This is a genomic window from Bacteroides sp. 11BF (assembly GCF_019633765.1).
Lineage (GTDB): Bacteria > Bacteroidota > Bacteroidia > Bacteroidales > Bacteroidaceae > Bacteroides > Bacteroides hominis.
Genome location: NZ_JAFKPJ010000003.1, coordinates 236,537 through 259,287, shown reverse-complemented (window position 1 = coordinate 259,287; position 22,751 = coordinate 236,537). Strand labels below are relative to the sequence as shown.

General features: G+C 42.2%; 14 protein-coding genes, 1 tRNA gene and 1 pseudogene. 14 read left to right on the top strand and 2 right to left on the bottom strand.

Going from position 1 to position 22,751, the window contains the following annotated elements:
- Nucleotides 1-4: 4 nt before the first annotated feature.
- Nucleotides 5-3,274 (bottom strand): TonB-dependent receptor, encoded by a 3,270-nt coding sequence (locus JZY04_RS04455; RefSeq protein ID WP_122143307.1) that lies wholly within the window; start codon nucleotides 3,272-3,274, stop codon nucleotides 5-7.
- A 338-nt stretch (nucleotides 3,275-3,612) separates the two neighbouring features.
- Here JZY04_RS04455 and JZY04_RS04450 point away from each other — a divergent pair, with 338 nt between their 5' ends.
- The 8 genes from JZY04_RS04450 to JZY04_RS04415 all read left to right on the top strand — a co-directional run bounded on the left by JZY04_RS04450 (nucleotide 3,613) and on the right by JZY04_RS04415 (nucleotide 12,569).
- The gene (locus JZY04_RS04450) at nucleotides 3,613-4,104 is read left to right on the top strand and encodes a PepSY-like domain-containing protein (protein ID WP_032537149.1); all 492 of its coding nucleotides are present in this window, start codon (nucleotides 3,613-3,615) and stop codon (nucleotides 4,102-4,104) included.
- Between the two features lie 862 nt (nucleotides 4,105-4,966).
- Nucleotides 4,967-5,680, top strand: a complete 714-nt coding sequence (locus JZY04_RS04445; RefSeq protein ID WP_122143306.1) for a hypothetical protein — start codon at nucleotides 4,967-4,969, stop codon at nucleotides 5,678-5,680.
- A gap of 213 nt (nucleotides 5,681-5,893) precedes the next feature.
- A complete protein-coding gene (locus tag JZY04_RS04440) occupies nucleotides 5,894-6,361 on the top strand; it encodes an HU family DNA-binding protein (RefSeq protein ID WP_122143305.1) in 468 nt (155 codons plus the stop codon).
- 209 nt (nucleotides 6,362-6,570) lie between these two features.
- The gene (locus JZY04_RS04435; RefSeq protein ID WP_122143304.1) at nucleotides 6,571-8,904 is read left to right on the top strand and encodes a transglycosylase domain-containing protein; all 2,334 of its coding nucleotides are present in this window, start codon (nucleotides 6,571-6,573) and stop codon (nucleotides 8,902-8,904) included.
- Nucleotides 8,905-8,915: 11 nt separating this feature from the next.
- A complete protein-coding gene (locus JZY04_RS04430) occupies nucleotides 8,916-9,284 on the top strand; it encodes a 2-amino-4-hydroxy-6-hydroxymethyldihydropteridine diphosphokinase (RefSeq protein WP_005805998.1) in 369 nt (122 codons plus the stop codon).
- 29 nt (nucleotides 9,285-9,313) lie between these two features.
- Nucleotides 9,314-10,072 (top strand): 3-deoxy-manno-octulosonate cytidylyltransferase, encoded by a 759-nt coding sequence (gene kdsB, locus JZY04_RS04425; protein WP_032531484.1) that lies wholly within the window; start codon nucleotides 9,314-9,316, stop codon nucleotides 10,070-10,072.
- A complete protein-coding gene (locus tag JZY04_RS04420; protein WP_122143303.1) occupies nucleotides 10,069-11,355 on the top strand; it encodes a pitrilysin family protein in 1,287 nt (428 codons plus the stop codon). The genes kdsB and JZY04_RS04420 overlap by 4 nt, the downstream gene beginning before the upstream one ends.
- 50 nt (nucleotides 11,356-11,405) lie before the next feature.
- Nucleotides 11,406-12,569, top strand: coding sequence for a phosphatidylinositol-4-phosphate 5-kinase (locus JZY04_RS04415; RefSeq protein ID WP_122143302.1), 1,164 nt, complete (start codon nucleotides 11,406-11,408; stop codon nucleotides 12,567-12,569).
- Between the two features lie 80 nt (nucleotides 12,570-12,649).
- Here the strand turns inward: JZY04_RS04415 and JZY04_RS04410 are convergent, their stop codons facing one another.
- Nucleotides 12,650-13,588 (bottom strand): ribose-phosphate pyrophosphokinase, encoded by a 939-nt coding sequence (locus JZY04_RS04410; RefSeq protein ID WP_005777652.1) that lies wholly within the window; start codon nucleotides 13,586-13,588, stop codon nucleotides 12,650-12,652.
- A 131-nt stretch (nucleotides 13,589-13,719) separates the two neighbouring features.
- On the opposite strand from JZY04_RS04410, the gene JZY04_RS04405 reads away from it, so the two are divergent.
- The 6 genes and pseudogenes from JZY04_RS04405 to JZY04_RS04380 all read left to right on the top strand — a co-directional run bounded on the left by JZY04_RS04405 (nucleotide 13,720) and on the right by JZY04_RS04380 (nucleotide 22,432).
- Nucleotides 13,720-18,195, top strand: a complete 4,476-nt coding sequence (locus JZY04_RS04405) for a DUF5113 domain-containing protein (protein WP_122143301.1) — start codon at nucleotides 13,720-13,722, stop codon at nucleotides 18,193-18,195.
- A 26-nt stretch (nucleotides 18,196-18,221) separates the two neighbouring features.
- A complete protein-coding gene (locus JZY04_RS04400) occupies nucleotides 18,222-18,950 on the top strand; it encodes a DUF5932 domain-containing protein (RefSeq protein ID WP_122143300.1) in 729 nt (242 codons plus the stop codon).
- Nucleotides 18,940-20,394 (top strand): AbgT family transporter, encoded by a 1,455-nt coding sequence (locus JZY04_RS04395; RefSeq protein ID WP_122143299.1) that lies wholly within the window; start codon nucleotides 18,940-18,942, stop codon nucleotides 20,392-20,394. The genes JZY04_RS04400 and JZY04_RS04395 overlap by 11 nt, the downstream gene beginning before the upstream one ends.
- Nucleotides 20,395-20,484: 90 nt before the next feature.
- Nucleotides 20,485-20,558 (top strand) — tRNA-Arg (locus JZY04_RS04390).
- A 262-nt stretch (nucleotides 20,559-20,820) separates the two neighbouring features.
- Nucleotides 20,821-21,520: pseudogene (locus tag JZY04_RS04385) on the top strand (SOS response-associated peptidase).
- Between the two features lie 174 nt (nucleotides 21,521-21,694).
- Nucleotides 21,695-22,432 (top strand): hypothetical protein, encoded by a 738-nt coding sequence (locus JZY04_RS04380; protein WP_032531477.1) that lies wholly within the window; start codon nucleotides 21,695-21,697, stop codon nucleotides 22,430-22,432.
- Nucleotides 22,433-22,751: the final 319 nt, after the last annotated feature.

The following is a 22,751-nucleotide window of genomic DNA, read 5'->3' as shown; positions in this document are numbered from 1 at the left end:
AAAATTAGAAGTTAACATTTAAGCCGATAGAAATCGTTCTCTGCAAAGGATAGAGCTTACCGTCTCCCCAGTCGCTACCCAATAATTCCGGATCAAATACTCCGCTGATTCCCGAGAAGGTCAGCAGATTGTCTCCGGACACATAAACACGTACCGATTCCATTGCTGCTTTCCGGGTCCATGTTTTGGGCAGAGTGTAGCCAATCTGGGCATTCTTCAGACGGCAATATGCGGCATTCTGTAGATATCCGCTTTGTACTTTCTGGTTTTTATCCGTATTAAAATAGGGTTTTGGGTAGTAAGCATTAGTGTTTGCACCGAGAGGATCACCTTCCGGACGCCAATAGTCCATGTGCTCTTTGAATGCAGTTGATTGCCATAATCCGCCATTTGCTCCCCAGAAGTACGGACCGTCCAACCAGTAATCTCTTTTCATCACTCCCTGTAGGAATACTGAGAAATCGAATCCTTTCCATGCTCCGGTCAGTGTCAGACCGAAATTATACCTGGGTGTGCTGTTACCGATAATTGTTAAGTCACCATGATCTTCCAGAGTGTTCGATCCGTTGTTAACCCCTTCTTTTCCATCCAGGTTTGCATACATAATGTCACCGGCTCCCCAGTTTGTTCCCCAGTTGGGTGTGCCTCCGTTGGCCAAGTGCGCATTCATTTCCTCTTGGGTTTGTGCGATACCAACAGTTTTGTATCCCCAGATGTCACCCAATATCTGTCCATTATAGTATACGTCCGAAGAGAGTGAATTCGTCGGGTTTGGATATTTCAGTATCTTACGTTTTCCATCAGATAAAACGAATCGCGCACTATAATCAAACTCGCTGATGCGGTCTCTCCATGAGAGCTCCAGCTCCCAACCGTATGACTTCATGTCGCAGTTGTTCACTTGAGGGGCTAGAGCTCCCAGTACGGGGGGTAATATAGGAGCAGGACCTATCATATCGTATGTGTAACGGTTATAATAACCGACCGATCCTGTCAGGCGATTATTGAGCAAACCAAAATCCAGACCGAGATCCCATGATTCAATGGTTTCCCATGTCATCAGTGAATTAACGATGCCCGGCAGTTGAGCTGTATTTTGTTTCTTGCCGTCGATCAGCCATCCGGAATTGGCAGATCCCGTAATCATATTTTGATAAAAGGGATACCAGGCATTGGCCTTATCCGTGTTGTTGTTGCCAAGCTGCCCCCAAGAGCCCCTCAGCTTTAAGGTGCCGATAATACCGGCCAAAGGACGGAAGAAATCTTCACGTGCGATATTCCATCCGGCTGAAAAAGAAGGGAACAATCCCCAACGTTTATCGCCTACAAACCGTGAAGAACCGTCATAACGCAGATTGGCTTCTATCATATACCGCTCTTTGTAGTTATAGTTCACACGTCCGAAGAAACCGGCAATTGCTCTTTCGCGTGCCCATGCATTTGCCTTCTGATTGTCCTGAGTCAATCCTAAAGAAGGAACATTCGAACTGATCAGGTCAGTTCCGAATCCGGTCATTCCGCTTGGCCGGAAAAGTTCGGCGTTGAAACCACCCATCACTTTAAAATAATGATCACCGATTGTTTTTGCATAGTCGCTGTAAATGTTGCCGGAGAAGTAATCTTCATCTTCACGTTCGTCCTGAACCTCTGAATATCCGGCCGCTCCACCGTTCCACGACAATAAGTAAGGTTTGTTGTTCACGTCATATCCATAGATCGGTAATACTGCCCAATGTTGCTTTCGTGTATAGGTACGCATACTTCCCTCTACTACAATTCGCCAGTCTTTGACGGGCTCGAAGATAGCTTGTAGCTGATTGGTATACCAGTTTTTCTGGCTCGTTTGCACACCTCCCTCTTCCAACTGAATGATTTCCATATTGGGCATGTAATGACCGTTCGGATCCATGGGAGCACAGGTCGGCCAGCGGCGGGCAATGTTATGAAAGAATGCACCTGTCATGTAAGTTGGGCGGTCATAGTCTTCACGGGTCCATTTGCTCGTGTAGTTTAACGTGATCCACTCCGCAGGTTTTGCCGAGATTTTAGCATTCATCGTATAACGGTTGAAGTTATCTTCGCCGTGCTTGATAAGGCCATTCTGATTCAGGAAACTGCCGCTGATCATATAAGTCAGCTTCTCTGTTCCTCCACTGATACTGAGGTTGTGTTCCGTAGAGGGTGTCCAGCTTTTATAAAACTCTTTGAACCAGTCTGTATTGGCAAAAGATCCTGCATAGCTTTTCCATTTGCCGTCCGGTCCAGCTTCCAGCCCGTAATACTCGGGAGTGGAAGGATCGGTAAACTTTCCGTTTTGGAAGTCCAGAATATTTTGCAATGCTTTTTCGTCAAAGGTAGGAGATTCCCCACCATTGGTCGAAGCCCGGTTAAAATACTGCGCAAAGGTGTAAGAATCCACCATGTCAGGCAACTGAATGGCATCCGAGAAACGTACATTACCCGAATAGTTTACACGTGTTTTGCCACTTTTACCACTCTTCGTAGTGATCAGGATGACCCCGAATGCCGCACGCGCACCATAGATCGATGAAGAAGCTGCATCCTTCAGTACAGATACCGATTCAATATCATTCGGGTTGACTGTATTCATGTCTCCTTCGATTCCATCGATCAGTACCAACGGACTACTGCTCGAACCATCGCTTATCGTACCTGCTCCTCGGATGTTTACGTTTAGTTCGCCATCCAGTGTACCACCGCTACTGCCCACGGACATATTCAGTCCCGGAATAACTCCTTGCAGTGCCTGTGACACATTCTGTACGGGGCGCGACTCCAGGACGTCCGCATTGACCATACTTACAGATCCGGTAACGTTTACTTTCTTTTGTGAACCATAGCCCACAACTACTACTTCATCCAGTTGCTTTGAATCTTCCTGCATGGTGATATGGAGTTCCTTTCCGGTCACTCCCGTTGTGACAGTTTTGTAACCGATAAATGAAAACTCGAGGATAGCTCCTTTGGGAGTGTCAATAGAGAACTTTCCGTCCAAGTCGGTGATGGTTCCCGTATTGGTGCCCTGCACTTTTACGGAAACTCCGATAAGTGGTTCACCCGTGTTGTCGATGATTACACCGGTGGCTTTCACGGTTTGTTGTTGTATACTGGCAGTCGCTTGTGTTTTGTAAGTATCGGTCGTCGCTTGTGCCGACTGTGCGCACCACAGCAACAAAGTAGCAACTACTGTTTTCAGGCAGTGTTTTTCCCATACTCTTGTAAACCTTAAGGATAGGTTACTTTTTTTCGTCATAAATTAATAGGTTTGAGTTAAACATGTTTTTCAGTTTTTTACTTCTTTTGCAACTCCGTCCTCATTTCGGAATCGAAGTCTTGTTAGTTTTTGTTTTCTTCTACTTTTTCATAATTTTTCTTTTAAGTGATACAATTATTCCGGTTTCTCTGAAAAGAAACTAATTGATGAAGTAGACAAAGATTATGCCAGATGTAAAAAGATGGTATAAGGCACTAATGAAGTATAATACGGGGATGTAAATGTGGAATTCACCACAATTTTGTGGAATAAATCCACAAACAAAATCCGCTTGACGTTGTTGTTGTATCAAACTTAAATTGATAGAAACCCAAATGATAAAGAAGCTTAACCCCCTTTTGTTGATGGCAATGTTGTTATTCATTTCCACCACTGTTTTTTCAGCCGGTTTTCCTCCTCCCGATAAAGTGCAGGAAGCCTTTCAGAAAATGTATCCTAAAGTGACCACGGTCGATTGGGAGCGAAAAGGAGATTATCACATTGCCGATATCAGGGTGAAAGGACGGGAGCTAAACGTCTGGTTCAGTGATAAAGGTAAATGGTTGATGACAGAGACCGATGTCGAATCTCTGGAGGCTGTTCCTCCTGTTGTGGCAAAGGCCTTTATGCAAAGTACGATGGCGTCCATGCAATTGGAAGATGTAAGAATCATCACTTTTCCCAAGCAGCCGGCGGTCATCATAATCGAAGTGGAGGAATATGACACTGATTCGGAATTTCAGTTGTTTTATTCTCCGGACGGTAAACTCTTACAGACTCTTAATGTAAGCGAAACAGGAGGGGAGATTTATCCCGGACTGTTTAAATAGAGTTTGCTACATAATACCAGCTACTCTTTTCACCACAGCTAAACAAATTACGCAGATATTCAAATCACATCTATTGATTTCTTTTTTCTCTGTGTAATTTGTGAATCTGTGGTGACTAATCTATGAAGATCATTCCTTTTCTCCATGCGATTGTTCATTGAGATTTCTTTTTTATTGTGCCATGGTTTCAGAATCATCCTCAGATTTTGTATCGTTATCTTCTTATGCTCGTACAATTCATTCCCGGACGCAATTATTCTTTAGCTTTTCTCTAAAATTGCATTTAAGAAAGGTGTAGCCCAACTGTTGTTTGGGTGTAGCCATCCGATCGTTATGGCTACACCTTTCACCTTGGATGGCTACACCCTTTTCAGGTAATCAGTCTTACCTCCTTCCGATAATTCTCTTTGTAGGAACTATATCTTTTTGATTTTTAGAATATTATTTTGTTGTCTAACTTACATTTTACAAAATTGTCTGCATCTATGAAAGGGTATCTTGGTAAGATGATTACTATTACGAATCATAATAATATGACGATTGGAGTAACAACTGTCATGAAATACTATTTTATAGGATAGAGGAAAAAAATAACAGATTCCTTTGTGAGTAATTAGACAAAACCGTATTTTTAGAGGATGATTATGTACGGTTGGATAATATGTATATAAATTTCTGATAATTAATTTATTAGATATTAGAATTATGATGAAGTCCATAAGCTGATGTTGTAAATCTCGGAAGGAATGACTCTATGTGTGAAAATATCATTTGTTCCACATGTGATAGTATGCCAAAAGAGTCGTATCGAACAAATTGCGTAGTTAGATAGCCAGTGGACATTATCAACTTAAAGAATAAAATGAAAGATATTATTGATCTATTACAAAAGAAACGAATAAAAACTGTTGATGCCTTAAAGCAAGGCGAACAACATCAGCTCTCTTGCCTTCAACAAATAGTAAATAACATATCAGGTTTCAATTCCCAATTTTGGAGAATTGGAGACCTAGGATTATATGAAACCAAACATCCAATCAACATAGATTCTTTGAATGGAGATTTTGTTGCGTGGTTTGATGTCGGGAATGAAAATTTTCCCACTGAAAAACAACTAGCCACATGGGAAGACTTTTGTAAAATCAGCCCAACGAACATGAAAGAAATGATTATCGAGGGACTTACGAAGTTATCAAGGCAAATGGATTTATTACTTGCTGATATCAAGCCTCAATATGGCCCAGTTTACAATCCAAAGGCGGTATCAAGAAACGCAAAGAAAGCCATTGAAGTGATGAACAAAAACAACAGGTCTATCGGTCGGCAAGCTAAATCGATTTTCCAATGCACTTCTGTTGTGATTCCAAAGCAAGACAAGTCCCCAGTTCGGTTTATAATTCTAAACTTTCAGATCGGGCGGCATCCATATGAATTTGAAGCTGTCCTTTGTGATAGTGTAGTATTTATCATTGGAGAAAACTCAGGTTTATGGACTCGACTTGATTGGGATTATGAATTTAATGTATCAGATTTTAATATTGCAACAGCTTTGCATCCATATTGGCGACAGAAATAATATGAGATTAAAGGCAGAGTAAAGAAATAAAGCTATTCTGTAATGTAGTCGTGAGATCATTTGATAATAAGCGAGTTATATCATAATCCTGAAAAACACTCCGTGAGGGGCTGTTTTGTTTGGAACTTTTTAGAGAAAACCGGATATTTGCACTGTTGATCAACGAAACGAGACTATAAAAATGAAATTTAAATCTTTAAAAAGAAACGTAGTATGAGTGTAATTTTTAAAACAGTGCAACGCCCGTCAGATCCGCGCGTTGAGAATTCTCCGAAGAAGTATTATCCGCAACTCATTACATTGGGTCGGTCGGTAAACCTGAAGTTTATAGCACAGAAAATCCAGGACCGTTCATCACTTTCGGTAGGTGACATTAAGAGTACGATTCAGAATTTTGTAGAAAAGCTGAAAGAGCAGCTGCTGGAAGGAAAAGCGGTAAACATTGAAGGATTGGGGGTGTTTATGCTCGCAGCCAAGTCGAAAGGTGCCGAAAAGAAAGAAGACATCACGGCCAAAAGTGTAGAGGCTGTACGTATCTATTTTCAGGCTAACAAAGAGTTGAAAATTACCAAAACGGCTACCCGTGCGGGTGAAAAACTGGACCTGATCAGTCTGGACGATTACCTGAAAGGGACAACTGATGGAGGAGACGGAGGTATCGTAGATGATCCGACGGCATAAAACGGCTGGCGGAGAGGTAATGATCCTGTAACAGACGAATAGAAAACAGGATGTGTGTATGGCTTCCGGCCGGTTTCCGAAAAAACGGGACGGCCGGGAGCCTTTTTTTACTTCGCTTAGGCTTTTTTGTGTGCAAACATGGAAGGGAACGCTTGTCAGATGGAAGGGAATGATTATCTTTGCAACTTCGAATAAAACTACGGAATAAAATGGTTAAGAAGATAGTAAAAGGCCTTTGGATTTTCTTTGCACTGATGGTGCTGGCAGGAATTGCAGTATTTGCTTCTATCGCCTATGGATGGATTGGATATATGCCTCCTGTGGAAGAATTGGAAAATCCAAATTACAAGTTTGCCACCGAAATTCTTTCGGAGGACGGTAAGGTTTTAGGAACATGGTCGCTTAGTAAGGAGAATCGTGTATATACCTCATATAATGAACTTTCACCTAACATCATCAATGCACTGATAGCAACGGAAGATGTACGCTTTGCCGAACATTCGGGTATTGATGCCAAGGCACTGATACGCGCTGTAGTGAAACGTGGATTATTGATGCAGAAAAACGCAGGTGGAGGTAGTACGCTCTCGCAGCAACTTGCCAAGCAGCTGTTCACAGATGAAGTTGCCAAAAACACTCTGCAACGTCTGTTTCAGAAACCGATAGAGTGGGTGATTGCCGTGAAATTGGAGCGATATTACACCAAAGAGGAAATTCTGAGTATGTATCTCAATAAGTTCGACTTTCTGAACAATGCAGTAGGAATCAAAACGGCTTCCTATACCTATTTCGGATGTGAACCGAAGGACTTGAAAGTTGAACAGGCAGCCACGCTGATCGGTATGTGTAAGAATCCTTCACTCTACAATCCGGTACGCTTTAATGAGCGTTCGCGCGGACGGCGGAATACAGTACTTGAGCAGATGAGAAAAGCCGGATATATCACGGAGGAGGAGTGTGACTCGTTGCAGAACCTACCGCTGGAGCTGGTGTACCACCGGGTGGACCATAAAGAAGGATTGGCTACTTATTTTCGCGAATATCTGCGTGGTGTGATGACTGCTTCTAAACCCGTTCGCAGTAACTATCGTGGCTGGCAGATGCAAAAGTTCTATGAAGACTCGATCGACTGGGAAATGAATCCGTTGTATGGCTGGTGTGAGAAAAATAAGAAAAAGGACGGTTCGAACTATAACATCTATACGGATGGGCTGAAAATTTATACAACCATCAATTCGCACATGCAACGTTATGCCGAAGAGGCAGTGGAAGAGCATATCGGAGACTATCTGCAACCTCTGTTCTTCAAAGAGAAGAAAGGACGCAAAAAAGCTCCGTACAGCAATCAATTGACTCAAGAAGAGATTGACCGCATTCTGGACAGGGCAGTGAAGCAGACCAGCCGTTATCAGAGCATGAAAGCAGCCGGGGCCTCGGAAACAGAGATCAAGAAGGCATTCGACAAGCCGGAGCCGATGTCAGTCTTCACATGGCACGGTGAAAAAGATACCATTATGACTCCAATAGATTCCATCCGTTATTATAAACACTTCCTGCGTGCCGGATTTATGTCGATGGATCCGATAAACGGACAGGTAAAGGCATATGTGGGTGGACCGAACTATACTTATTTCCAATATGACATGGCGATGGTGGGGCGCCGACAGGTGGGATCTACTATTAAACCCTATCTATATGCGTTGGCAATGGAAAACGGATTCTCTCCCTGCGATGAAACACGCAACGTGGAAATTACCCTTATTGATGAAAATGGAAAGCCCTGGTCACCGAAGAATACTTCGAAAGGACATTATGGTGAAATGGTAACTTTAAAATGGGGACTTGCCAACTCAAACAACTGGATATCGGCTTATTTGATGAGTAAACTGAACCCGTATGCGTTGGCACGTCTGATCCACACTTTCGGGGTACGCAATAAAGAAATTCAACCTACAGTATCTCTCTGTCTTGGTCCGTGCGAAATTTCGGTAGGAGAGATGGTCAGTGCTTATACAGCCTTTGCGAATAAGGGAATTCGGGTAGCACCTTTGTTTGTGACCAAAATAGAAGACAGTGAAGGCAATGTGTTGTCCACCTTCTCGCCACAGATGGAAGAGGTGATCAGTGCATCGAGTGCCTATAAGATGCTGGTAATGCTGCGTGCCGTAATCAATGAAGGTACAGGAGGACGTGTCCGCAGGTACGGAATAACAGCCGATATGGGTGGTAAGACCGGAACGACTCAGCGCAACTCGGACGGATGGTTTATGGGATTCACTCCTTCACTGGTATCCGGTTGCTGGGTAGGCGGTGAAGAACGGGATATCCATTTTGACTCGATGAGAGATGGACAGGGTGCTGCGCTGGCATTGCCCATCTGGACAAAATACATGCATAAGGTATATGCAGACCAGACATTGGGATATGATCCGAAAGAGACTTTTAAACTCCCTGACGGATTTGACCCATGCAAAGACTTCAGTATTTCGGGGGACAGCATCATAGATGAACCGGCATCGGGACTGGACGATTTATTCAATTAATGTAGTCAGTGATGCACTCCTGTCTGATTTGTATCGGAAGTAATTATAACCGGAAGGAGAATCTCCTTCTTGCCCGCAGGAGGCTGACGGCTCTGTTTCCCTCCATCCGCTTTACGGGTGAGCAGGAAACAAGGCCGTTATTCTTTCGTAATCCGGCGTTGTTCTCTAACCAAGTGGCTCGCTTCTATACTGATGCGGACGCCGAACGGGTGGTGAAAGAGTTGAAAACAATCGAAAAGGAGGCTGGAAGAGAGAAGGAAGACAAAAAGAGGGAAAAGGTTTGTCTGGATATCGACTTACTCGTTTTTGATAACCGGGTATTGAAACCGGAAGACTTGAAAAGAGACTATATTCTCAAAGGACTTGAAGAACTGAAGTAGCCTATGGCTCGCAACTAAATATAAGAAATATGAAATTTTTAGGAATAATTCCCGCACGTTATGCTTCTACCCGCTTCCCGGCAAAACCATTGGCTATGCTGGGAGGAAAAACGGTGATACAACGTGTATATGAACAAGTGGCCGGTGTACTTGATGATGCCTATGTAGCCACGGATGACGAACGGATCGAAGCTGCTGTAAAAGCATTTGGCGGCAAGGTAATAATGACTTCTGTTAACCATAAAAGTGGAACAGACCGCTGTTATGAAGCTTGTACAAAGATAGGTGGGGACTTTGATGTAGTGGTTAACATACAGGGAGATGAACCTTTTATTCAGCCCTCGCAGCTGAAAGCTGTAAAAGCTTGTTTTGAAGATGTGTCTACACAGATTGCTACTTTAGTAAAACCCTTTCCGGCAGATGACGAGTTTGCCGTGCTGGAAAATGTGAATTCTCCGAAGGTAGTACTGAATAAGAACATGAATGCATTGTATTTCAGCCGATCTGTGATCCCGTACCAACGTAACGCGGATAAAAAAGATTGGTTGAAAAATCACACTTATTATAAACATATCGGACTATATGCATACAGAACAGAAGTACTGAAAGAGATAACTTCGCTCCCACAATCTTCGTTGGAGCTGGCTGAATCATTGGAACAACTTCGCTGGCTGGAAAACGGGTATACCATTAAAGTTGGAATCAGTGAAGTAGAGACAATCGGGATCGATACACCTCAGGATCTGGAAGAGGCAGAGAAGTTTTTACAGAAAAATAATTTATTATGAACCGGACACTTCAACCCGAAATTCAGGAATTAGTTCAGTTCAACATCCTTCCTCCGGAACGTACGGTAATGCCGAACGGAGTACCGTTGACGGTTATCAATGCCGGCGAACAGGATGTGGTACGCGTTGACATTTTGTTTGGTGGCGGACGTTGGCAACAGTCGAAAAAACTACAGGCATTGTTTGCGAACCGTATGTTGCGTGAAGGATCCCGGAAATATACGGCAGCAGAGATTGCTGAAAGGCTGGATTATTACGGGGCATGGCTCGAACTATCCAGTTCGGCGGAATATGCATATGTCACACTGTACTCACTGAATAAGTATTTTGCCGAAACGCTCGATGTGCTTGAATCGATTATCAAAGAGCCGCTTTTTCCGGAAAAAGAGCTGAATACGGTAATAGATGCCAATATTCAGCAGTATTTGGTTAATACGTCAAAAGTGGATTTTCTGGCACACAGGAGTCTACTGAGGGCACTTTATGGTGAAGAACATCCATGCGGACGCTATGTGGAGGAGACAGACTATCATAACATAACTCCGGACTTATTGCGTGAGTTTTATAATACGTATTATCATTCGGGAAATTGCTATATTTACCTTTCCGGTAAAGTAACGGACGAAATTACCCGCCGTATAGAAGCTGCATTCGGTACGGTTCCGTTTGGCAATCATCAGCAAAGGCTGGTTAAGAAAGAATATCCGTTTGTTGCGGTCCCGGAGAAGCGTATTTTCACGGAAAGAGAAGATGCAATGCAGAGTGCGGTGAAATTGGGAACTACAACTATCTTGCGAACACATCCCGATTATCTGAAACTACGGGTGTTGATCACTCTGTTCGGGGGGTATTTCGGCAGTAGATTGATGTCGAATATTCGTGAAGATAAAGGATATACCTATGGAATTTCTGCCGGGATCATATTCTATCCGGGTAGTGGCCTGCTTGGCATCAGCACGGAGACAGCGAATGAATACGTAGAACCGTTGATACAGGAAGTTTACAAAGAGATCGATAAACTGCAGAATGACCGGGTGGCACCGGAGGAGCTGGCCATGGTACGTAACTATATGCTTGGAGAGATGTGCCGGAATTATGAATCACCTTTCTCACTGGCTGACGCCTGGATGTTTATCCTTACTTCCGGTTTGGATGATGCTTATTTTGCCCGCTCGCTACAAGCTGTGAAGGAGGTTACGCCGGAAGAAATACGGGAGTTGGCAGGTCGTTATTTGTGCAAAGAGAATTTAAAAGAGGTCATTGCAGGTAAAAAGTTAGCATAAAAAAGCGTCAAAAGAAAGCAGCTTTAGTGTATAAATTGTATATTTGCCAAATGAAAACAACAAGATACATCTATACAGCACTCATTTTAGTGGCTCTTTCGCAAGGGAGTGCTGTCGCACAAAATAAAGGTGGATTCTTCAGCAAAGTGCGGGACACCTTCTCTACTGAAATTAAAATAGGAAACTACACGTTTAAGGATGGCTCCGTATATACCGGAGAAATGAAGGGACGTAAGCCAAACGGTAAAGGTAAGACTGTTTTTAAGAATGGCGACGTTTACGAAGGGGAGTACGTAAAAGGTAAGCGTGAGGGATTCGGAGTTTATACTTTCCCAGACGGTGAACGGTATGAAGGACAGTGGTACCAGGACCAGCAACATGGCAACGGGATCTACTATTTTATGAACAATAACCGTTATGACGGTATGTGGTTTCAGGATTATCAGCACGGGCCGGGAACGATGTATTACCATAATGGAGACGTATATGTGGGTGACTGGGTGAACGACAAACGTGAAGGTAAAGGAACGTACACTTGGAGAGACGGTTCCAAATACGTGGGCGACTGGAAAAATGATAAAAAAGACGGTAAAGGCGTATTGGAATGGAATGACGGTTGTAGATATGACGGTGACTGGAAAAATGATGTCCGTGAAGGTAAAGGAACCTTTGAATATACAAACGGTGAAAAATATGTGGGTGACTGGAAGGACGACTTGCAACATGGAAAAGGTATCTTCTTTCTGGGAGGCGACCGCTATGAAGGTTCATATTTGCAGGGCGAACGTACCGGTTCCGGTATATATTATCATGCTAATGGTGACAAATATGTAGGTAACTTCAAAGATGGCATGCAGGATGGTGAAGGTACGTTTACCTGGGCTAACGGTGCCGTATATGAAGGTGAATGGAAAGATAACAAGCGTAACGGACATGGAACCTATAAATGGAGCAACGGGGATGTGTACGAGGGAGAATGGAAGAATAACCAGCCTAATGGTAAAGGTACTCTTACTTTGACAAACGGTACCAAATATAAAGGTGGGTTTGTGAACGGATTGCAGGAAGGCAATGGAGTGGAAGAAGATAAAAACGGGAATCGTTATGAAGGCTTCTTCAAGCAAGGTAAGAAAAATGGACCGTTTGTAGAAACAGATAGTACCGGAAAAGTAATCCGTAAAGGAACTTACAAATTCGGACGACTGGAACAATAGACAGAGCAGAGATAAGCATAAATAAAAAAACGTAGAACTGAAAGTTCTACGTTTTTTTATTGTCCTTTATCCTATCTTTCTTAGATAATGTATTGTGAACTGATGGATTCGTTGTTCATTACACGTTTAATTGTTTCGGCAAACATATCGGCAATGCTCAGCTGTTTTACTTTGACACATTTTTTAGAATAAGGAATGCTGTCGGTGAAGACCATTTCAGTCAGTCCTGACTCCTGAACACGGAATGATGCGGGATCGGACATTACACAGTGACTGGCAATGGCACGTACTGAGTTGGCTCCGGCTTCAAGCATGATGTTGGCGGCTTTTGTAATAGTACCGGCTGTATCAACAATATCGTCAATCAATACTACGTTTTTACCTTTTACATCGCCGATGATCTGCATAGAGGCTACTTCATTTGCTTTCTCACGTGACTTATTGCAGAGAACCAGGGGTACACCCAAATACTTGGAGAATGTACTTGCTCTTTTTGAACCACCGACGTCGGGAGTTGCAATTACGAGTTCTTCCAGCTTCAATGACTGAATATAGGGGAGGAACACGGCCGAAGCATACAAGTGATCCACCGGAATATTGAAGAAGCCCTGAATCTGGTCTGCGTGCAAATCCATTGTGATCAGACGATCGATGCCTGCAACTGAAAGCAGGTCTGCTACCAGCTTTGCGCCGATAGAAACACGTGGTTTATCTTTTCTGTCCTGACGTGCCCATCCGAAATAGGGGACAACTGCAACGACGCTCTTTGCAGACGCTCTCTTGGCTGCATCGATCATCAGAAGAAGTTCCATCAAATTGTCGGAATTAGGGAAAGTGGACTGAACCAGGAATACGTGTGCGCCACGAATTGACTCTTCATAAGAAACTGCAAATTCACCATCAGCAAAGTGGGTGATATTCATGTTTCCCAAAGGACAATTGAGGCTTGCGCAGATTTTTTCTGCCAGGTATCTCGAATTAGTTCCCGAGAATACCATAAAGGGTGCTTTTTCGCTCATTGTGTGTAATAGTTGTTACCTATTGGTTATAATTTGCGCGCAAAGGTATGAATTATCTGGGCATTTTAAAAGACTTATTGTAGAAAAAATTGTAGTTTTGCTACCTGAACACTAATTGTATCCGAAAAGAAATGAATCCGCGTTTGCCTATAGTGCTTTTCTGTGTGTTGTTGCTGACGACATTCTTCTCTTGTGTCGATACAGCTCCAACCAAGGAGGTACAGCATATCGATTCGCTAAACCAACTGGCATATACTTATCGATATAGAAATCTGGATTCTTCTTGCCGGGCTGCGTCGCAGGCCTATAAAGAGGTTAGCATGTACCAGCAGGGAAAAGCGGAAGCTTCTAATAATCTTGCTTTCTGCGCTTTCATGCGGATGGATTTTGATAATGCGGAACGTTTGTATAAAGAGGTCTACAATCTGACGAAAAATGAACTGGAGCTTTTGATTGCTGATATCGGACTGATGAAAATTTATCAGCGGACAGCTATGAATAAAGAGTTCTATGATTACAGGAATAGTGCAATCCGGAGAATGAAGCGGATTGACGAAGAAAGTAACCTGTTTATAGATCGTCACGAAAGTGCCCGGTTGAATTATGCTTTTACAGAGTTTTTTATCGTTTCAGCGGTTTATTACTACTATCTGCAACAACGTGCCGAGGCGATGGCTTCGCTGAACGAAATACGGCAAAACGAGGAGTTGGCAGCCGATACAAACCAAATTCTCTATTTTCATTATATCAAAGGTTCAGCCGGTTTATGTGAGGGGAAAACACCGGAAGACCGGAAGCTTGAAGAGTTTGATGAACTGTATACCACTTGGAAAATGGCATCGGAGCAAGGATATTTATACTTCGAAGGAAATGGCTTGCAGGGGCTTGCCAATCTGATGGCATCTTCGGGTAGTTATGAATTATTCCTGAACAGACGTTCGCATGCTCTGACAAGGTTTGGTATGCCTGTAGATTCATTGTTGCCGTTGAGATTAGGACAAATGGCACTGGAACGTTTTCGTAAATATAACGACCTTTATCAAATAGCGGGTGCCTATGTATCAATCGGCAAATACCTGAATGCTCATGGGCGCTATGCAGAAGCGCTGGACACGTTGGCAAAAGCGTTGGATTGCGTGAACCAGCACCATATAACATATTACCATTCTGTAGCAGATACACTTGATAAACTGGAGGTGTTTGTCCCAAACAAAGATGTGGCGTATACTGAAGTAACCTGGCTTGGGAAAGAAAAGGTGAAAACTGTGCCGGAATGGATCTCCAGAATACGTGAACAGTTGAGTGTGTCATTTGCGTGTCTGGGTATGAAACCGGCTTCGGATTATAATAGAAATGTCTATCTGGATATCTTGCGATATACCCGTCAAGACAAGGAACTGGAGAGTCGTTACCTGTCTCTGGAACAAGAATCCAGACAGTTGAATGTGGTATTATTTTTCGTAGTTATAGGGCTCGTACTGGTTGCTGTCATGTTTTGGCTGTTCAACAAAAGATCGAAAGTACGAAACCGCATCCATATTGCCCGTTTGAAACAAACATTGGATGTCTGTCAGAAAATCACCGCTTCTATCCCGGCTGATGTGGCGGATGAAAGTGAGATTGTACGTGCCATCGCCGGATCGATATTGCCGGATATGGAACAATTGTTTAGTGCGACAGGAATCAGAATCGGGGTGAGGGATGAAGAAGCTGGAGAAATTAAGTTTGACGAAGAATGTGAAAGTGAACAGGAAACTGAAGTAAAGCCGGGTAGCGAGATTGGTATAAGAGCCGACTTTAATTTATATGTACCCGATAAAACAGATCCTATCGGTATTTTGATTCTCTTTACCCGCCATCGGCTGAATAAAGACGAACAGGCGTTGGTGAAAGTAATAACTCCTTATATTGCTTGGGCATTAGACAATGGAATGACATTTATTTCATTGGGTGATGAACGAAATAAGCTGGAAAAACAAAGGTATGTTTATGAACAGCACATCGCCGGAAACAAACGTCAGAACCTGATAAAAAAATCCTGCCTGGCTATCGTAGACGGAATCAATCCGTATATAGATCGGATTATTAACGAAGTCCACAAGCTGACGGAAAAAGGCTTTATTAATGACGACCGGATAAAAAAAGAGAAGTACCAGTACATTGACGAACTGGTCACTACTATCAATGAATACAATGATATATTGGCGTTGTGGATTAAAATGAGACAAGGTTCACTTAGCCTGAATATTGAAAATTTTGAGCTGAACGAACTGTTTGAGTTAATAGGCAAAGGGCGTAAAGCTTTTGAAATGAAGAAGCAGAGGCTTGAAATAGAACCGACAGGGGCATTGGTAAAGGCGGATAAAGCTCTGACCTTGTTTATGATTAACACACTGGCCGAGAATGCCCGCAAATATACCCCGGAGGGAGGTACCGTAAAGATATATGCTGGGACGACCGATGAATATGTGGAGATTTCTGTGGAGGATAACGGACGGGGACTTTCGTCTGAAGATATAACGAAAATTATCGGTGAGAAAGTCTATGATTCTCAATCGATAGGGATGAAAGAAAGTACGGATCAAGAAGAACTGAAACGCAGTAAAGGCAGTGGGTTCGGACTGATGAACTGTAAGGGAATTATTGAGAAATACAAAAAGACCAACGACTTGTTCAGGGTGTGTACATTTAACGTAGAGAGCACACCGGGTAAAGGAAGTCGCTTCTATTTCCGGTTGCCTCCCGGGATACGTAAGATCTTCGGGATCTGGCTATACCTGATCATATCTTGCAGTTTCTTCTCTTGTCAGGATGAACCGATGCCGGAGAAACTGAAAGATGTCCCTGTCGACTCCGTAACCTTGGTAGCTGAAGAGGAATACGAACGTTTATTAGACGAAGCTTCCCGCTTTGCTGATACAGTGTACTATTGTAATGTGATAGAAAATTTTGAACTCGCTTTGCAGTATGCCGATTCGGCACTAAACCGACTGAATGCACATTATAAAAAGTATGCTCGCCATCCTCAACGATATATGAAACTGGTGGGGAGTGGAGTACCGGCCGAACTGGAATGGTGGGTGGAACCGTTCAATACCGATTTCCATGTGATATTGGATGTGCGAAACGAAGCGTCAGTCGCTTTCTTAGGTCTCAAAAAACTGGATGCATATAATTACAATAATGTCGCTTATACGGCATTATATAAACTGACTGGAGAAGATCAGTCTCTGGAAGGTTATTGCCGTCAACTGGAACGGTCGACTACTAATAAGACAGTAGGGATTATTTTGTGTATTCTTTTGTTAGTGGCTTCTCTTTGCGGCTATTATCTTTTGTACATGCGCAAACGGCTCCTGAACCGCCTGAATCTGGAGCAAGTCCTGGAGATTAACAAAAAAGTATTTGCCTCTTCACTGACACGTACGCAAGAATCGGCAGAAGCTTTGCAACGCGAAGAAGATACGCTGAAAGAGATACCACAGAGAATTGTAAATGAAGCTTTTGACTCGGTAAACGAACTTTTGACCATAGAGAGGTTAGGCATTGCTGTATATAACGAAATGGGACATCGGCTTGAGTTTGCTTCCAGTCCTCGCATGAATGTGACTCCGGAAATTGTACAACAATGTTTTGACTGTCAGTCTTATCTTTCGGACAAAGACATGCAAGCATTACCTTTGCTGGTCGATGCGGGAGGTGAACATCAGTGTGTGGGTGTATTATATTTGGAAAGGCAGGAAGAAAGCATGCAAGAGGCAGACCGCCTGCTGTTTCAATTGATCTCCAGATATGTAGGCATTGTGGTCTTTAATGCAGTTGTCAGGCTTGCTACGAAATACCGCGATATTGAAGCAGCACATGAAGAAACAAGAAGAGCTTCATGGGAAGACAGTATGCTGCATGTACAGAACATGGTACTGGATAATTGCCTTTCGACCATTAAACATGAAACGATTTATTATCCGAATAAAATCAAACAGATCATCGGCAGGTTGAATGTGCAGTCCCTCTCAGAAGAGGAAGAGAAGGAGAGTGTAGAGACCATTAGTGAGCTGATAGAATATTATAAAGGTATTTTTACGATATTGAGTTCGTGCGCTTCACGTCAGTTGGAAGAGGTTACATTTCGGAGAACAACAATTCCGGTTGCCGATATAATGGCATATGCCGGTAAGTATTTCAAGAAAGCTGGTAAAGGGGGTGCTAATAAGATAACGATGGCTATAGAGCCTCTTGAAGCTAAAGTAATAGGAGATATCAATCAATTGCGTTTTCTTATGGAAAACCTGATTGATGAAGCCCTCTCTTTCCATCAGGATGGAGAGTTGATATTAAAAGCTGTCGCAGACGGAGAATACATTCGTTTCCTGTTTACAGACAGAAGACGTGAAAAACACGTAGAAGAACTGAACCTGTTGTTTTATCCGAATCTGGCACGTATGACTTCGGGGGAAAAAGGTGAGTTGCGGGGAACTGAATACTTGATATGCAAACAAATTATCCGTGATCATGATGAATTTGCCGGAAGACGCGGTTGTCGCATCAATGCCGAACCAGCACAGGGGGGAGGATTTACAGTCTATTTTACTGTACCTAAAAGATAAGAAAACTAATATACATAGATAATAGTATGGAAGATAAGAAATTTAAAGTAATTATTGTAGAAGACGTCAAACTGGAACTGAAAGGAACCGAAGAAATATTCCGTCATGAAATACCGAATGCCCAGGTAATTGGTACGGCAATGACGGAAAATGAATTCTGGTCTTTGATGGAGACTCAGTTACCCGATATGGTATTGCTGGATTTAGGGTTGGGAGGTTCTACGACGATCGGTGTCGATATTTGCCGGAACATATTTAAACGCTATCCAGGGGTGCGGGTGCTGATATTCACAGGAGAAATTCTAAATGAAAAGTTATGGGTAGACGTATTGAACGCCGGAGCAGATGGAATTATATTGAAAACAGGTGAATTACTGACCAAAACAGATGTGCAGGCCGTGATGGATGGCAAAAAACTGGTATTTAATTATCCTATTCTGGAGAAGATTGTCGAGCGGTTTAAAAAATCCGTTGCCAATGACGCTAAACGTCAGGAAGCTGTCATAAGCTATGATATCGATGAATATGACGAACGGTTTCTCCGTCACTTGGCCTTAGGGTATACCAAAGAGATGATAGCTAACCTGAAGGGTATGCCTTTCGGAGTGAAATCACTGGAAAAACGGCAAAACGATTTGATTGGGAGGTTGTTTCCGCAAGGTGAACGGGTGGGAGTAAACGCAACCCGGCTGGTGGTTCGTGCATTAGAACTTCGCATTATCGATCTGGACAATCTGGAAGCCGATGAAGAGTAAATGGCGCATTCCGCATCCGGCAACGATGTTCTTCCTGTTTACGCTGGCAGTCATCTTTTTATCCTGGATATTCGATATCTATGGACTAAGGGTACAGCTTCCGCAAACAGGAGCGGAAATTCGTGTGCAGAGTCTGCTGAGTCCGGAGGGGATTCGCTGGATGTTGCGGAATGCGATCACTAACTTTACTGGGTTCGCACCACTGGGCATGGTACTGACAGCAATGTTTGGCATCGGAGTAGCCCAACATTCCGGATTTATCGATGCTTGTATCCGACAGGGAGTGAAGAACCGGAGAAACACTAAAAAAATAATTCTTTGGGTGATTATCCTGGGATTGTTATCGAATATAGTGGGGGATGCAGGTTATATCATACTACTGCCGATAGCAGCTACTCTATTCTATTCGGTTGGATTGAATCCGGTAGCAGGAATCATCACTGCATACGTATCGGTATCTTGTGGCTACAGTGCCAATGTGATGTTGAGTACAATGGATCCGTTGATAGCCCGTACCACACAAGAGGCGGCCATCGACTCCGGAGTATATCAGGGAAACACAGGACCTTTATGCAATTATTATTTCATGTCTGTTTCTACATTTATTATTGGAGCTATTATTTATAGAATAACCTGTAAACAACTGATTCCTTCTTTGGGAGAATATGAAGGAATGCAAATATCTGAGGTCTATAAACAACTCTCACGGAAAGAACGTCGGGCTATGACTATGGCAATCGTAGTAGGGATGATCTACGCCTCAATCATACTATGGGCTACTTTTTCATCTTGGGGTATTTTGCGGGGAGTAAATGGAGGACTGATACGTTCACCTTTCATTATGGGCATTTTATTCTTACTATCGTTGGGAGCTGCAATCATGGGAATGGTCTACGGATTTAGTTCCGGACGTTATCGTACGGACGGAGATGTAATAGAGGGACTGGCAAAACCGATGAAGTTATTGAGTGGCTATCTTGTCATTGCTTTTTTTGCTGCTCAGATGTTTGCTTGCCTTGAATATTCACATCTTGATAAATGTGTGGCTATCATAGGGGCCAATTTGCTTTCTTCGGTGCAAGCAGGTCCATTATGGACTCTCATCCTGTTTATATTGTTCACTGCTACAATCAATCTGATTATGGTTTCTGCGACTGCCAAGTGGGCCTTTATGGCTTTTATCTTCGTACCTGTATTTGCACGGATGGGGATTGAACCGGATATGACGCAATGCGCTTTTCGGATAGGTGACAGTGCGACGAATGCCATTACCCCATTTATGTTTTATATGCCTTTAGTATTAACCTATATGCAACAATACGATAAACAGGCCACTTATGGTTCGCTTTTAAAATATACCTGGCGATATTCTGTATATATATTGATAGGCTGGACTATGTTACTTTTTATTTGGTATTTAACTGGCTTACCTTTAGGATTATAGAATAGTGTGATGAAAATGTAAGCAAAAAAAGTCATAGATTCTTTTGGAGATTTCAGAAAAAGCACTACCTTTGCACTCGCAATCAAGGATGGTTCCGTAGCTCAGCTGGATAGAGCAACGCCCTTCTAAGGCGTGGGTCAAGCGTTCGAATCGCTTCGGAATCACAACGTAAAGGCAAGTAGTCTGTAAAAAGACTGCTTGCCTTTCGTCATTTTACTGGTTATCAAACACTTAGTACTATATCGTTTCAGATCAAAATCGTGCGAATTTCTTCAAAAAGGTAGAAAACAAATAGAAAACATGCCCAAATAGGGGCATGGTAGAAAGAATTTAGAAAACAACTAAAGTAGTGGATGGAAACAAGTAAAGCCATCTGGATGTTATATAACCAATATTAATGAAATACTAACTATTAACTACTAAACCATGTGTTTTCATAATTCAATGTCTGCCAAAGCTATAAAACTGGCTGCACGTTACGGACGAAAATCTGATATCATTGAGATATATCGGGATGTTCTTAACGAACAATATCACATTAACGCCTTTAACTTTCCCAAATATCCGATTATCACTGCATCTGATGAGATACAGGTATTCAATTGGGGACTTATTCCCTTTTGGGGTAAAGACAGAAGAGGATGCTGAAGAGATGCGTAAAATGACCTTAAACGCAAGGGCAGAAACAATATTTGAAAAGCCGTCGTTTCGTGAATCTATAATGAGGAAAAGATGTATCGTTCCCTCTACTGGATATTTTGAGTGGAGACATGAAGAGAGTAAGAAGACTCCTTATTATATTTATGTTAAAAATGAATCCATCTTTTCAATGGCAGGCATTTATGACATCTGGACAGATAAGGAATCGGGTAGGCAGCATGCTACTTTCTCCATCATAACGACTGCTACAAATTCGTTGACGGATTACATACATAACACTAAACACCGAATGCCGGCTATTTTGTCACCGGAAGATGAAGAACAGTGGCTGAATCCTGAATTATCCCGCGAGAATATTGAATATTTCTTTAAACCATATTCTTCAGATGAGATGGGGGCATACCCGATAGGTAATGATTTTATAAAGAAAATGCCAACGGACAAAAGTATTTTGCAGCGGGCATAAAGTTGGTGTACGGTTTCCGGAATGTTATCGGATTGGTATTTTATTACCTTTTTTAACATAAAAATAACTATCGTTACTGACTTTTCAAAAAAGTCAAAAGATAAAAAAATATATTGTGTTTACATAAGATTCGTGTTACATTTGAACGATAAACAATTAAAAAACACAATAACCATGAAAAAAATTATTTTATTACTTGCTTTATGTTTTACCGCAAATAATTTCTTTGCGCAGACTACTGATCCGAATCAACTGAAGAATGAAGGTAATGACGCTTTGAATGCAAAAAATTATGCTGTTGCTTATGAAAAATATAGCGAATACCTGAAATTAACTAATAATCAGGACTCTGTTACTGCATACAACTGTGGCGTATGTGCGGATAACATAAAGAAATATAATGAAGCTGCCAACTATTTTGATATTGCAATTAAAAAAGGGTACAACTTAGCAAATGCATATATCGGTAAATCGGCTGCCTATCGTGATATGAAGAATAATAAGGAGTATATTGCTACATTGGCAGAAGGTATCAAAGCTGTTCCAGGCAATGCAACGCTTGAAAAGCTATATGCAATATACTATTTAAAAGAGGGGCAGAAATTTCAGCAGGCAGGCAATATTGAAAAAGCAGAAGAGAATTATAAACATGCAACTGACGTGAGCAGTAAAAAGTGGAAGACTGATGCTTTATATAGCCTGGGAGTTTTGTTCTATAACAATGGAGCAAGTGTTCTGCAGAAAGCAACTCCTTTAGCAAATTCGAACAAAGAAAAATATGCTTCCGAGAAAGCCAAAGCAGATGCAGATTTCAAAAAAGCCGTAGACTACCTGGGAGAGGCAATTACCTTGTCACCCAATAGAACTGAAATCAAACAGATGCAAGATCAAGCAAAAGGAATGATAAAATAAAAAGATTATCCTAAAGATAGAAGAGAATGGGGTTGCTAAAATCAGCAACCCTATTTTTTTGTATGCATCTGTTTTTTATTGTAATTCTGGAAGATTTTTATAACCACTTTATTAGCAAGCAGTTCTGAGGATAAGGTAAAAATGAGGTAATGATTTGGCAACCCTGTCTATTTCTACGTTCTGCTGTGAGTTGCTGTCAATGTCTCTCGTCTTGGTACAAAAGTAGCAATAAAAATCGGATACACATCAAAATGTCCCATGATTTTTATCACAGGACGTTTTTTATCCTCGCTGAATAATCCGGTTTAACCGTTACTTC